This window comes from Mitsuokella apri (assembly GCF_051886055.1).
Taxonomy (GTDB): domain Bacteria; phylum Bacillota; class Negativicutes; order Selenomonadales; family Selenomonadaceae; genus Mitsuokella.
The window spans coordinates 27,427-41,508 of record NZ_JBJEXT010000074.1 but is presented as its reverse complement, the minus strand read 5'-3'; the positions used below and the strand labels follow the sequence as shown (position 1 = coordinate 41,508).

The following is a 14,082-nucleotide window of genomic DNA, read 5'->3' as shown; positions in this document are numbered from 1 at the left end:
GGCATTTCTGCTTCATCCAGCAGAGGCGCGGCAATTACCAAAGCCATTTACGTCCGCAAGTTGCCAAACGGACGAAGGAAATCATGTTATGCCAAGTTTTGCTTTGCCTTTAGCGAGGATATTCTTGGCAGCATTAATATCGCGAATATGGTGCATTCCGCAGACAGGGCATGTCCATTCACGGTCGCGAAGTGTCAATTTTTGTTCTCCGCGCATCACATATCCGCAGTTATGACAGGTCTGCGTTGTATTTTTGGGATCTACCGTAACAAACTGCCGCTGGTGCAGTTTTGCCTTGTATTCCAGCATATTCAAAAAAATACGCCAGCCATTATCCTGAAGGCACATCGCTAAAGCATGGTTCTTCAGCATATTTTTACTGCGCAATTCTTCTGCTGCGACCAAATCGTGGTTCTTGATGAGTGTCGTGGAAGTACGCTGTAAAAATTCTCTGCGTCTCCTTTTGACTGCAGACGTAAGCTCGGCTAAAATCTGACGTTGCTTTTCGATATTTTTTGCTTGGCAAAGGGGACGGTGTTCCTTTTTCGCCCGTACAATTCGTCGACTAAGCTTACGCTGTGCATTTATGAGCCGCTGTTTCTGTTTTCGATAATAAGAAGGATTATCCAGAATGACTCCATTCGAATCGGCATAAAAGTTTTCAATGTTCAAGTCGATACCAATCTCTTTACCAGTATGTGCGAAGGCCTCAACAAACGGCTCATCTGAGCCGAGCTGAAAAGAAGCAAAATAATCGCCTGTAACGTCTTTCGATATCGTGATCGTACCGATACGGACAATTCGATGCTTTTCCTTCTCCATAGCAAAAATCTTTTGGAGCATTTTCTGAGAGCACTGAAAGCGGATGCGTTTTAATTTTGGCAGCATCAGATGATGAGCATCGAGAAAACAGGCATTGCCTGTAAACAATGAAATTGGCTTGTCTTTTGCGTAATGAGGGTTCGTCTGATACGATTCTGTGGAGTCTTTTTTATGGAAGCGTGGCACGCCAGACGCATGGACCTTGTGGAACTGCCGCCAGGCTTTTTGATAATTCTGACGAGCATTGGCAATACTTTGGGCATCGATGTCTGGATGGCAGAGCCAGGGAAAGCGATTCTTCAAAGCCGTCACCGTGGCAATCCTGTTCCGCAGGTTCTCAATTCGCTTGGCAATGAAGTCGATGTGAAGATTTAGCTTGCCGAATAAACTGATTTCTTTGTTCGTACCGACTATTTCATTGTAAACGGAACGGGCTGCATCCGAATTGCGGCGGATCATTTCTTTCTGCCGGTTGCTCGGATAAATGCGAACTTTCAGTCCATAATGATAGGCATATTCGCTCATCTTTTTATGTCCCATAATCTCACCTCCCTCTCAATTATATTATAACCGATATCATAAGAGCACTCAAAGGCGGCAGCGCAAGGCTTTTTCTAAAAAACCACCCCGAAATCAAGTATCATAAATTCTGGAATGGTCACATCTGGTCGCATAGTTATTATATGAGCACGCTCGGCAATATGAGCAAGGAAACGGTTGTCAAATACATACGAAATCAATATTCTAAGTAAGCAAGGCTGCGGCCATTCCTCTCCCAGCTAAAGCAAGGAGATTCCTGGCCGCATTTTAAATAAAAGAAGAGCCAGCGAGATGCTGACTCTTTTTTCTTTTGAGGGATGTCTGTTATTTAAGGGGAAAGAATCGGGCGAGTATTACTTCAGATGTGCCTTGAAGAACTGCTCGAATTTGTCAAAGGGGATTTTCTGGGTGTTATCGTAGAGGTCCGTGTGGTTGGCACCCGGGACGATGTAGAGTTCCTTGTCTTTCGAACCGATGGCCTTATAGGCATCTTCGCTGAAGTAGCGGGAATGTGCTTTTTCACCAGCCACGATCAATGCAGGCGTACGCATTTCTTTGGCGTATTCCATAATTGGCATGTTGATGAAAGAGAGCGGCGTAGTATTCGTCCAGGAACCATTCGGATTGGAGTTGATGGAACGCGGATGATAGCCACGTTTCGTCCGATAGAACTGAGCGTATTCTGCAATGAATTTTGGCGTTTCCGGCGTAATATCTTTTTCCGGGTCCAGATTGTTAGCCGGAGCTAATGTAGCGTAATCGTTTTTCGAGCTTTCCCAACGGTTGTTGTTCAGCTGTTCTTTCATCTGGTAACGCGCGTCGGCGTTCATCGGTGCTGCATGGTCGTATTTGCCCTTTGGATCCATCTTGATTTCATAACCGTTGGCCATGACGCGGGTCATGTTGTACATGGTGCTCGTAGCTACGGCCTTGACGCGCGTATCCTGAATGGCATCGTTCAGGGCAAAACCACCCCAGCCGCAGATGCCGAGAATGCCGATCTTATCGCGGTCTACCATGTCAAGGGAGCCGAGATAGTCTACAGCAGCGCTGAAATCTTCCGTGTTGATGTCCGGCGAAGCAGTGTTGCGCGGCGTGCCGGAGCTTTCTCCCGTAAAGGATGGGTCAAAGGCCAGTGTTACAAAGCCGCGTTCGGCCAGCGTCTGTGCATAGAGGCCGCTGGACTGTTCTTTAACCGCGCCGAAAGGTCCGCTTACGGCAATGGCTGCCATTTTTCCCTCGGCGTTTTTCGGTGCATACAAGTCACCTGCCAGGGTGAAGCCATAACGATTCTTGAACGTTACTTTGCGGTGATCTACTTTGTTGGACTCTGGGAAAATCTTATCCCATTTCTGTTCGAGCTGAATGGTCTGCCCCGGTACAGAAACCGTTGTCGCATTTTCCGGCATGGCAGCAAAAGCGGTTGTCGCAAACGTTGCGGCCAGCATAGCGGCAAGAGAAGTGGTTTTAATGACTTTTTTCAACATGATGTGTTCTCCTTTTTTGTGCGAGCTGATGTTTATGATTGATCTTGCTTACAGTATATCCGAATAGACGTTATATAACAAATACCTATAAATTATTCTTTGTTATGTCTATAAGTTATGGCGAATCCCGTTCTATGGTTACGGCTGCATTCCCGCTTCCCAGTGCTTCGGGCAGACCGTCCGTATTTTCAATCTGCCCTATCTTTGTGTAGCGGTAATTCGTCGGGAAGTCTTTGTAGAACATTACGATGTAATCTCCGTTAAACAGCATGATTTCGCCTGTACGGATTTGACCGGGATTTGTATCAGCCGAAGGAAGCGGGCTTGAGAACCGATAGTATTTTTCATTGCCGTTCAGTTCCGTCATGGTCACTGATAGCGGCAGTTTTTCTACAAGGGCTTTTGCCGTATCGTTATGTTCCAGCGTGGCATAAAATATATGTCTGCCAACGGAAATCTTGATATGGCTGTCTATTTCTTTGGAGGCATTCTGCACCGCTTCCGTCTGCCCTGCGGCAGATTCAGGCTGAGCTGCAGATTTTTCCAGTGAGCCGCTTTTGGCGCAGCCGATGGTGAGAAAGGCGGACGCCAGCAGACAGGCCAGAATGATTATTTTCCTGTTCTTCATAGTTTATGCCCCCTGTTCGACAGAAAGTTCCGCTGGATTCATGCTGCGTCTTGTGCATTGGCTCCAGAAAAGAATGCCAGCGATGACGATGAAAAGCAGGCCGCCGCAAATAACATATTCGATGCCAAAATGGTCGATAAAGATGCCGCTTACTTCTGTCGCGGCCATGGTACCGAGATTGGCTGACGTGAGAAAGAGGCCATTGGCAAAATCAGGGGCCTCAGGCGCAGCATGGGAAAGCCAGAACTGATTGATGTTGCCGTTGATGCCGGCTAGAATGCCCCAGAAAAGCGTAAGCACGGCCACCATAGGCCAGCTGCTTCCGCTTGTGAGCATCAGGAGATAGAGTGCTCCGAGCAGGAACGGGAAAACTTTTACGGTAGTTTCGGAGCGGTTCGACAGGAGATTGCCCGCGGCCATGCTGCCAAAGATATTGCAAAGGCCGTAGCCAAAGAGAAGCAGGCTGATGAGATTTGGCGCAAGGCCTGACACGCTCCCAAGATAGGCTGCCCAATAATTGAACACACCGAAGACCGAACCGTTCAGGAAAATGACGGCGAAGATTGAGGCCCAGACGACGGGCTTTTTGAGTACGGCCAGCTGTTTTCCGTAAGATAGTCTTTTCTCTGCCGGCATAGAAGGAACAAAGAAGACCGTTGCCAGCATGACGAGAAAGGTCGTCATGGCGAAGAAGGACATGGAGGCGGACAGGGAGATATTCGCTGCGAGGAAGTTGCTGATCGGGACGCCGACGACCATGCCGGCCGATACCCCGATGTTGATTTTGGCCACGGCCTTTGGGGCATCTTTGGCTCCTGCGAGCGCTGCTGCTACCGTAAAGGCCATCGAGCAGTAGACGGGATGGAAAAAGGCAGGCAGCACCCGCGCGGCTAAGAGCAGGTTGAAATCCGCGGCAAACACCGAAATCGTATTGCATACCGTGAATAAGCCAAGCACGAACAGCATGACGTGTTTGCGGTTGAAACGGGAAAACAGCAGCGGCATAATCGGACCGGCAATGGCAACTCCCAGCGCAAAAAGGCTGATGAGCAGTCCGGCATGAACGATGGTCACATCGTAGCGTTCTGCGATATAGGGCAAAAGGCCGATAAAGCCCATTTCCGTATTGAGGATGCCGAATACTCCGGTCATGAGGATGAAGATCAATAGGTTTTTGTTTGTCTGCATAATGGCTCCTTTCTTGCTGTTACGGTAAGGATATCATAAGGCGCTTTCTATAACAAATACCTATTTATACTTACTGGATATAATTGAATCACATAGCAGATGTTGTTATAATAGACGGCAGAGGTGATAAAAATGGAATTTCGTGTCCTGAAATATTTTCTGGCTGTGGCCAGAACGGAAAATATCTCCCATGCGGCGGAAGAATTGCACGTCTCTCAGCCGGCGCTTTCCCGTCAGCTCATGGATCTCGAAAATGAACTCGGCGTGAAGCTTCTATTGCGGAGCAATCGGCGTACGACTCTTACGGAAGCGGGATTTTTGCTCAAGAAGCGAGCAGAAGAAATTGCCGAACTCGTAGATAAAACTGTCGATGAAGTCTCCCATGCACGGGAAGGCGTCAGCGGCAGTGTGCATATCGGCTGCGGCGAAACAGCGGGCATGCGGATCATCGCGCATGCCGTCCACGAGCTGCAGAAGGAATATCCCCATGTCAACTATGATTTTCGCAGCATGGATGGCATGAACGTAAAAGACCATCTGAAAAGAGGCACCTTGGATTTTGGTATCTTGATACAGCCCGATGTGCCGCAGGATTATCCTTATATCGAACTTTCCTATGAAGACCGCTGGGGCGTCCTGATGCGCAGAGACAGCCCTTTGGCGAAGCTTACGAGCATTCATCCAGAAGACCTTGACGGACTCCCCTTGATTCTCTCGCAGCAGGCACTTAAATGGAAGGAATTTGGCGTCTGGTTTGATCAAGACGAAAGCGAACTCAATATCGTCGCCACGTATACACTGCTCTACAATGCTTCTCTTTTGGCCGAAGAAGGCATCGGCTACGTCCTGTGCTTTGACCGGCTTATAAGTCTCCCCGAAGACAGCCCGCTTGTGTTCCGTCCCCTGGACCCGCCGAAAACCTGCCGCGTGTTCTTCATCTGGAAAAAGCATCAGGTCTTCTCCGAGGCGGCAAGACTGCTGAAAGAACGTATTTTGAGCATTTCAGCGGCAAAAGCATAAGGACTCCTGCATAAAAAAAGACGCCATTACATACTTGTCACGAGAAAAAAAGAGGAGCCAGCAAAATGCTGACTCCTTTTAAGAGACGTCCCTTGCATATGGAGCAAACACCAGCGGCCACCCGAAGGTGACACGCGGTGTTTGGTTGGTCAAGCTTTAGGCGTTTTCACGCTTGGCTTAAGCGGCGCCATTGATGTTGATCGTATGACCCGTTTCAGCCTTCTCTGCCGACTTCGGCATATGGACGGAAAGGATACCATCCTTATACTCTGCCGTGCACTTGCCCTCATCGATGTTGTCGATGTAGAACGAACGGCTCATGCTGCTCTGGCTGCGTTCGCGGCGGACGTAGTTGCCCTTCTCGTCCTTTTCATCTTTCGTATCCTCATGTTTCGTGGCGATAGTCAGATAATTGTTGTTGTACGTCAGGGAGATGTCTTCCTTCTTGAGGCCCGGCAGCTCAGCCGTGAGGTCGTAGCTGTCCTTGTTGTCTTTGACATCAACCTTGAATTCCGGAGTATGGAAGCTCTGCATAAACGGTTCATCAAAGACATTCATGAGGCGATCAAATACGTTTTCTTCTTTCTGAAGATCATTGTTGGAAACAAATGGAACCAAACCAAACATAATCAAAAACCCCTTTCGACGTCTTGCCGCCGCCTTCCGATGAGCATCAGGCGGCGATTCAAAACCATTTGATATTTGTACCGAGGACCTTGGACCCTTTCTCTCGGTTCCCTTATCCTCTTTACAATTCTTATTATACTCAGAATGGTCAAAAAGTCAATAGGTCAAAAAGAAAAAGTTATATTTTTTCTGTTGCCACGATTTGTACGTCCCATGGCGCTAAGGTGATGATATTGCCATCTTCGAGGGGCTGACCGCTCATTAATTCCGTGGCATTCGTGCCTTTATAGGGGACAGACTGTTCTTTGTCTGAGTAGTTCAGGTAATAGGCCAGTTTCTTTCCGGTGGCGTTATACCCCTGACGGATGATCAGCGGGAATGTCTCCTTGTAAGGACGGATAGCCGGCAGGTCTTTCGCAATGACGTCGCGCACGAAGTTTTCAAGATGCGACGGCGAGAAGTAGCAGCCGAGATACCAGGCTTTGCCTTTGCCGTATTCGTTTTCGGTTACGGCTGCATAGCCATTCCAGGCCGGGTTGTCATAGGAAGCGAGAACTTTGGCCGTAGACGGCTCCAAAAGTTCCTGCCAGTCGGAGCATTCAGCGCCTGTAAGGGATGCTTCGCCCTGCAGCTTCATATTCGGGGTGACGGTGAATTCCTGATAACTGAGCCCGAAGACATCCGTCAGATTATGGGGCTGTGCGTCCTGATAGACCTGAACGTTCTCGTTCGTATAGGCCGTCTTAAAAGTCGCCAGCAAGTGGCCGCCTTCTTTGACGTATTGTTTCAGGGTTTCCGTAAGTTCATGTTCTGCCGTATAGAGGGCAGGTACGGCGATGAGGTCATATTCCTGGAAGTCTCGCGTAGTCGCTGGCAAAAAGTCACATTCGATGTTGCTGCGGTAGAAGGCATCGTAGAGCCAGCGTACGACATCGTTATATTTGAAATCGCGTTTGCGCAGCACATCGCCGATAGGCTGATACTCCAAGGCCGAAAGGGCTTCGTTGCTGACGAGAATCGCCACGCGGTTTTTCTTCGTAAGGCCCTGCAGCTCTTTCGAGAGGCGCGCCATCTCTTTACCGACTGTCTGTACTTCGCGATAGATGCGCCCAGGCTTCAAATCATGCGGCAGGACACCGCGCCAATACGTTTCCCACGAGTTGTGCAGGGAATGCCAATGCCAGTACATGACGCCGCAGGCACCGCTGGCAAGATGGCTGAAGGCCTGCAGCCTAAGCTGCCCCGGATACGGCGTCCACTGCGGGAAGCCCTGAGCCTCAGTCTCCATGACGAGATAATTTTTCTGCTTGAGCGAACGGCTGACGTCGCCGCCAAAGGCAATCTCCGTACCCGTCAGGGCCGACTGCGTCGGATGATAGATATCGACGCTGGCAAGGTCCAGCACCTCGGCACACTGGAAATGGTCGACCTGCGGCTGAATGCCGAACGACCAGCCGCGCCATTCGTAATCGAAATTCTGCGTGACGAACTGGCCTTCCTTGGCATATTCTTTGACAATGGCAGCCTGCCAGGCGAGGAAATCCCGGACGGTCCCGCGGCGGAATTCGTCGAAGGCGGAAGCGAGGCTCGCGTTGATCGTGCCGCGCACATCGGGGAAATCCTCCCAGGTGTTGATACGATTGCTCCAGTAATTGAGGCCAAAGACCTTGTTGAGTGCGTCGAGCGTCCCGAAACGCTCTTTGAGCCACGCGACAAATTCCTTTTGGATGCGCGCATTGGCATTGCCGTAGTACTTCGTCTCATTGTCGAGCTGATAGCCGATGATGCTGGGATGGTCCTTGACGTGCTCCATCAGGGCGCGGATCATCTCTTCGGCGCATTCGCGGTAATAAGGATGGCCGATATCCATATTCTGGCGCCTGCCGTAGAACTCGTGGCCCGGCTCTGTGACAGGGCCGTTCTTTACCATGGCCGGTTCCGGCACAAGCAGGACATCGGGGCATTCCTTGGCCATCCACGTGGGGATGGCATAAGTCGGCGTGCCGACGATGACGTACAGGCCGTATTTTTCGGCAGCCTCGAGGGCACGGTCGATATGGTGAAAATCAAATGTGCCGCGCTTGGGCTCCATCGTGCCCCAGGTGGATTCGGCGATGCGGATGACATTCATGCCGGCGTCCTTGATGAGCTGCATGTCTTTTTCGAGACGTTCATAGGGCATGTATTCGTCGTAATACGCTGCACCGTAGAGAAGGGAATTTATTTTCATAAGAATACGGGCAGGATGCCTCGGTCCATAAGACCGGCGTATCCTGCCCGCTTCACCTCGCTTTCTTCTATCAAGATTCGGGAACGATTTTTTGTTTTCTATTAACGGGCAACGCCACGGATGGCGAAAATGCAGAGGCTGGCAACCAGCGCGAAGACCATGGAGATCACGAAGACGCCGGAGAAGCCGATGAGGCCGATGGCCGTAGCCGCGATGACCGGGCCGATAGCCTGCGGCAGCGAGTTGCCGACGTTGTAAACGCCGAGGAAGAAACCAACACGGTCCTTATCCGGAATGACCTTGAGGTTCAGGTAGTTGTCGAGGGAATTCCAGAGGCCCATGCCGATGCCGGCGCAGAAGGCGTAGACGGTGATGCCCGTCATATCGCGCAGCACAAACAGTGCCAGCGCGCCTGCGGCGAGGAACAGAGCCGAAAAGCCAATCGGCAGCTTCAGAATCTTGAATTTATCGGCAAACGGACCCGCGAAGAAGCCCATGAAGACACCGATGAAGAACATGATGGAGTTGATGAGCTGGATGCTCGTCTGCGTCATGTCGCCGCTGAGCTTCAGGAAGTCGGTCATGATGTAGAGGATGTAACCCGTGATGGCGAAGTTTGCAACGCCGAGGAGAATCTTGCCAATCAGGGCAAGATAGTAATCGCGGCCGATGTGCCAGGCCGGGAAAACCTGACGCAGCGTCGACATGGAAAGGGAATAATGCTCTTTTTTCTTGCTGTCGTCGTCTTTTTCATTGAGGTTGGACGGCTCGTGGACAATCAGCGTCGCAATCAGGACGCCGACGAACGTGATGACACCGAAGATGACGAAACCGAGACGGAACTGACCGAGGAACATGGCGCCGATGACGTTGAAACCGTTGTTGCCAAGGGCCATGCCGAGACCGCCGTAAGCCGAGGAAGCCGTGCCTTTGTACTTATCTTCCGCGAAGTCGAGCCAGGCGACCATCGGTGCGACGATGAAGTTCAGGGCCACCTGACCGATGAGCCAGCAGACGAGCAGCATGGTGACGCCTTCCGAGAAGCCTGCGCCAATCATGGAAAGCATGAAGACAAAGGCGCCGCCGACAATCCACGGGGCGCGTTTGCCGAAGCGCGAATGCGTGCTGTCGGAAAGAGCACCGGCCACCATGTTCGAGATGGCCGAGATAATGCTGCCGGAGGCCGCAAAGAGCGCGAGCATGGCGACTTTGTTCGCGGGATCGATTTCCTGCAGCAGTGCCGGCAGGAACAGTGACAGCATGACGATATATGGTCCAAGCCAGCTGGCAGGGCCGATGATCAGGCCCGGTACCAGGCGTTTGATGGAAATAACAACTTTTTGACTCATGATAATTCCCTCCTGCCCTTAGGCATCATTTTCGACTTTATAATAGTAAAAATCCGCATGCGATGTATGCTGATAGGCATCGACGCTGCCGATGAAGTTAAACAGGCCCGTAAAGCCGCCGATTTCACCCGGTTCGCCGTTGACGCCTTCATCCGAAAGGTATGAAACATCGACCGGGTCTGCAAGGGCCTGCCACTCTGCCGTCTCATCAAGGCGGTAGAATGCCTGTGCTCTGCCATTTTCATAGCGCCAACGGATTTCCGGAACGGCATCCTCGGGGATGACCACGGTATCAAAGTCAAAGGGGATGCGCATGCCGAGTCGGGCCTGCAGGATGGCGATGATGCGCTGATTTTCCTTGTCGTTCAGGCCGATATGCGCGTAAATCCAGTTGTTCGAGTCATAGTACAGGCCAACTCCTGCCGTCTGGGAGAAATGCTCCGGATGGAAATCGAGCTTTGTCTGCAGCGTATAGGCAAACGAAGTGGCGCGGGTGGCCAAAATTGATGGATTGTTTTGCGAGAAGAACGAACCGCGCCCCGAAAGCACCAGATGGCTGTTTTCTACCGCGACCCACGAAAGGTCCGGCTGATGGTATGGTGTCATAAAAGCCTTGTTGTACTTTCCTGTGGAAAAAGCATCGTAGATATCCTGACTGGCCGGCTTTGCATCTTCTGGCGCAGAAGATGGTGCCGGCGTCGTCATCTTGGCAAGATTTGTGCCGTCTTCAAGCTCGAGCCAGCCATCTTCCATCCAGCGGACTTTCTGCAAGGAGGTCTCGCGTCCGAGCGGATTACGCGTCGTTCCCGCAAGAGGCCTTGACATCAGGTGCGCAATGTAGAATTCATGGTCGGGCGTCTCAACAAGCGAGCCATGGCCGGCTTTCTGCATCAGGGAATGCGGATTATACATCTCGAAATGGCCGGCATCCGGATCGCCGAGGGAAAAGAGATGGCGTGGCGATGACGTGAGAATCGGTTCGTTTGTCGGATTTGGCTCATACGGGCCAAAGATATTTTTTGAACGGCCGATTTCAACGCCGTGGGCATAGCCCGTGCCGCCGGATGCTGCCATCATATAATAGTAATCCCCGTGTTTATAAAGCTGCGGTGCTTCAACGCAGCCCCTTGTTGTAAAGCCATTGGTGATGCGCTGCCATTTACTCATGAGCTTGCCGGTCTGCAAATCGATTTCTGCAAGTACGATGGTGCCCGGCGCCTGATAGCCGCTGCGCGTCTCCCATTCGAGAACCGCCAAATAATGATGGCCGTTTTCGTGGTAAAGCGAAGGGTCAAAGCCAATCGACGTGAGGTAAAGCGGACTTGACCATGGGCCCATGATGTCATCGGCCGACATGGCGTAGCTTTCGGCATTGAATTCGCGTCCAGCCATGTTCTGCATATGGCAGAAGACCAGCCAATATTTTCTCGTCTGCTCATCGTACGAAAGATGCGGGGCCCAGATTCCTGCTGGCGTGTTCGTGCCACGCAGGTCCACTTCGCTGCCCTGCAGCACATGCGTCAACAGCTGCCAATTCACGAGATCTTTCGAATGATAAATAGGAATACCCGGCAGCCAGTGAAAGCTGGATGTCGCAATATAGTAATCATCGCCTACGCGCAAAATGCTTGGGTCCGGTGCCATGCCCGGAATGATTGGATTCTGAATCGTCCCCATATACAGCCCCTCTCTCTTTTTATGAATCGTATATATTTGTACGTTGTGCGTTCACGTACACGCATCGTCTATACCTATATCATACCGAATAAAAAAGACGCATTCTATAAAAAATGCGTCCTAAATATAAGAAATGCCGTATTAGATTTTATTCTTTGTATTTATTTCGATACTTTTTTGGTGTGAGCCCAGTGTACTTCTGAAAAACACTGCCAAAATGGCTTTGCGATGAAAAGGATAAATACGAACTGATAATGTTGATGGGCTGATCTGTGTAGCGAAGCAGGTCAGTTGCCTGACGAATTTTGGCTTGCAGGATATATTCTTTCAGGGGAACGCCTGTAATCTGCGAAAAATGCGCGGAAAGATAATCCGTTGACAGATTGAAATCATTGGCGATGGTATTGAGGCGCAGGGGTTCCTGAATATGCTGCTGGATGTAGTTTTTGCAGCGTGCAGTCAAATCGTCATCCCGCTTGGCTTGACGTAGCTTTGCTACGAGCGAAGTATAATAAAACTCCGCTTCCCGCGCGAGTTTATCGACCTCTTCTTCTGTTTCCAGCTTTTCAAGCTGCTGAGAGTACGCGTCTTCTACGGTAAAAGCCGTTTCCGGATCGAGTCCGCCGCGGATGGCCGCACGTGAAGCCAACGTCAGGATTACGATGCCGATATTTTTCGCAGAGCGAAGCGGCGTGTCGGCAAGCTTACCCGTCATCGTGCCCGTACGTTTTTCCGCGAGGGCCTTTTTTAGCCCTTCGCTGTCCCCCTGCTCGATGCTCGAGAATTCCCGCTCCTCCTGATCGTACGGATTATGCGGCAGAGACAACTCCCGCCGCTCCATATTAATTTCCAGAATCCGGCGCTGGATCTCCTGCAGCATTCGCGCCTGCTTTGAATCTTCCTCTTCCCACATCATTTGACCATTCCCCCTTGTGCATCTTTCCCTACATAGATGCTCTATTTTTTGCAAGGCATTCTATTCTTTTTCCTATATTCTTGTTCTGGCTCATCCATTTAGGAAATGAGCAGTATATCTTTGCGGACCGCCGCTGCCGCACGAAGATCCTCATTGAAGCCGTGGATGCTGAACAAGATGTACATGGTTGTGCGCGTTTCCTTGTGCCAGTCCACGAATGCGGCCTTTTGTTCCAATGTCGTGAGAACATTCATGCCGACAGGACCGGCCCAAAACTTACATTCACCAAGCACTAACAGCTGATCTGCTTCCGACAGACCGACAACATCGATTTCGTGTGCATTGTCCCACCAGCGACCGACTCGTTCCAGAAGGCCGGGAAGCGTTCCTTCGGCAGAGAGTGACCAGAGCTTTTCCTGACAGATTTGTTCGTAAACAAAACTGACCTGATTATCGATGAAGTTTCGCTTCAGGCGGTTGAGCACGATGTCCGTATGGCCCATTTCCAGATAGCTCCGATTCGGATAGATGAACTGAAACCAGAAACGGATGAAATTGTCCCGTATTTGGTAAATTCCCTTCTTGCTTTTGGCCGGATTATTTTCGGTAACGGGAACGTCCCGTGCCAATAAGTCGAGATCAATCAGGACATTCAGATAGCGCGGAAGATTGGTCTGCTTCTGCTGCAGCATGGCTGCAATTTTCGACAGCTTATGATTGCCGGCAGCGATGACACGCAGGATGGAAAAGTAGCTGCCGATATCCGAGACTTCTTTTTGCAGGAGGAAAGTCGGCTCATCAAACAAAAAACTTGAAGGGGTCAGGATACTTTCCTGTACCGCCTTGGCGAGTTCCTCATCCTTGACAAACATTTCAATATATTTCGGTACGCCGCCGGTGATGCTGTAGCGCTTGATCAATTCTTCCTGAGAAAAGGAAGAAGGGAAAAATTCATGATAATGAGCAAATGGAATCGGGCGTACATGGAGCTGCGCGGTACGGCGCCCGTAGAGAGGGCTGCTTTGATTTAAGGTCTGCGACATCATCATGGAAACGAGCGAACCGCATAAAATCAGCATGATATTGGCGTTTTGCAGAATTGTATCCCAGATGCGCTGAAAGACGGAGAGAAAAGCCGGATCGCTTTTGCCAATATACTGGAATTCATCGATAACGATGATGAGACGCTGTTTTTCAGCTGCCTGCGCAAGCTGCTGAAAGATTGGTTCCCAGCGCGTGAGCACGCTGTCACGAAGCAGATCGTTGTCAAGAAAATCAGCTGTCAGCTGCTGAAATGCTTCGCGGTTCATTGCTTCGGATTCTTCCGTAGCTAAAAAGTAAAGAGACGGCTTATCCTCGATGAAATGACGAATGAGTTCCGTCTTGCCGACGCGCCGACGTCCATAAATAATAACCATAGACGAAGACGTACGCGCATACTCCTGCTGCAGCGTCCGCAATTCACGGTCACGGTCTACGAATTTCATCGAAATCACCTCTAAAATAGTCTTTATAATATTATACTCTAAAATATTATATTTTAAAATATAATATTTTAGGGGCGTCACAAAATCAAAAAGTCTCGTCTGTAAAATGTG

12 protein-coding genes are annotated in these 14,082 nt (G+C 50.4%); 2 read left to right on the top strand and 10 right to left on the bottom strand.

The genetic code is table 11. The features are described 5' to 3' along the window. Positions 1–81: 81 nt before the first annotated feature. Positions 82–1,362, bottom strand: coding sequence for an RNA-guided endonuclease InsQ/TnpB family protein (locus tag ACI4OH_RS11625; protein ID WP_439784778.1), 1,281 nt, complete (start codon positions 1,360–1,362; stop codon positions 82–84). A gap of 23 nt (positions 1,363–1,385) precedes the next feature. Between ACI4OH_RS11625 and tnpA the strand changes: the two genes are divergently transcribed. Next, positions 1,386–1,574, top strand: a complete 189-nt coding sequence (gene tnpA, locus ACI4OH_RS11620) for an IS200/IS605 family transposase (RefSeq protein ID WP_439784784.1) — start codon at positions 1,386–1,388, stop codon at positions 1,572–1,574. A 141-nt stretch (positions 1,575–1,715) separates the two neighbouring features. On the opposite strand, the gene ACI4OH_RS11615 is transcribed toward tnpA, so the two are convergent. From ACI4OH_RS11615 to ACI4OH_RS11605, 3 genes are all read right to left on the bottom strand, one after another. Beyond that, the gene (locus tag ACI4OH_RS11615) at positions 1,716–2,849 is read right to left on the bottom strand and encodes an alpha/beta hydrolase (protein WP_439784777.1); all 1,134 of its coding nucleotides are present in this window, start codon (positions 2,847–2,849) and stop codon (positions 1,716–1,718) included. A gap of 115 nt (positions 2,850–2,964) precedes the next feature. Then, entirely contained in the window at positions 2,965–3,477 is a 513-nt protein-coding gene (locus ACI4OH_RS11610; protein WP_439784776.1) for a cyclophilin-like fold protein, read from the bottom strand. 3 nt (positions 3,478–3,480) lie between these two features. Then, complete coding sequence (locus ACI4OH_RS11605; protein ID WP_435721920.1) at positions 3,481–4,665, bottom strand: MFS transporter; 1,185 nt, start codon at positions 4,663–4,665, stop codon at positions 3,481–3,483. 132 nt (positions 4,666–4,797) lie between these two features. Here ACI4OH_RS11605 and ACI4OH_RS11600 point away from each other — a divergent pair, with 132 nt between their 5' ends. Then, entirely contained in the window at positions 4,798–5,685 is an 888-nt protein-coding gene (locus ACI4OH_RS11600) for a LysR family transcriptional regulator (protein ID WP_435721919.1), read from the top strand. 177 nt (positions 5,686–5,862) lie between these two features. Here the strand turns inward: ACI4OH_RS11600 and ACI4OH_RS11595 are convergent, their stop codons facing one another. The 6 genes from ACI4OH_RS11595 to ACI4OH_RS11570 all read right to left on the bottom strand — a co-directional run bounded on the left by ACI4OH_RS11595 (position 5,863) and on the right by ACI4OH_RS11570 (position 13,971). Then, on the bottom strand, positions 5,863–6,312 hold the full coding sequence (locus tag ACI4OH_RS11595) for an Hsp20/alpha crystallin family protein (protein WP_439784775.1): 450 nt from the start codon (positions 6,310–6,312) through the stop codon (positions 5,863–5,865). Positions 6,313–6,490: 178 nt separating this feature from the next. Next, a complete protein-coding gene (locus tag ACI4OH_RS11590) occupies positions 6,491–8,542 on the bottom strand; it encodes a beta-galactosidase (protein ID WP_435721917.1) in 2,052 nt (683 codons plus the stop codon). A 101-nt stretch (positions 8,543–8,643) separates the two neighbouring features. Then, positions 8,644–9,891 (bottom strand): MFS transporter, encoded by a 1,248-nt coding sequence (locus tag ACI4OH_RS11585; protein ID WP_435721916.1) that lies wholly within the window; start codon positions 9,889–9,891, stop codon positions 8,644–8,646. Positions 9,892–9,909: 18 nt separating this feature from the next. Next, complete coding sequence (locus ACI4OH_RS11580) at positions 9,910–11,568, bottom strand: glycoside hydrolase family 43 protein (protein WP_435721915.1); 1,659 nt, start codon at positions 11,566–11,568, stop codon at positions 9,910–9,912. Positions 11,569–11,716: 148 nt separating this feature from the next. Next, a complete protein-coding gene (locus tag ACI4OH_RS11575) occupies positions 11,717–12,484 on the bottom strand; it encodes a helix-turn-helix domain-containing protein (RefSeq protein WP_435721914.1) in 768 nt (255 codons plus the stop codon). 98 nt (positions 12,485–12,582) lie between these two features. After that, positions 12,583–13,971 (bottom strand): ATP-binding protein, encoded by a 1,389-nt coding sequence (locus ACI4OH_RS11570; protein ID WP_439784774.1) that lies wholly within the window; start codon positions 13,969–13,971, stop codon positions 12,583–12,585. Positions 13,972–14,082: the final 111 nt, after the last annotated feature.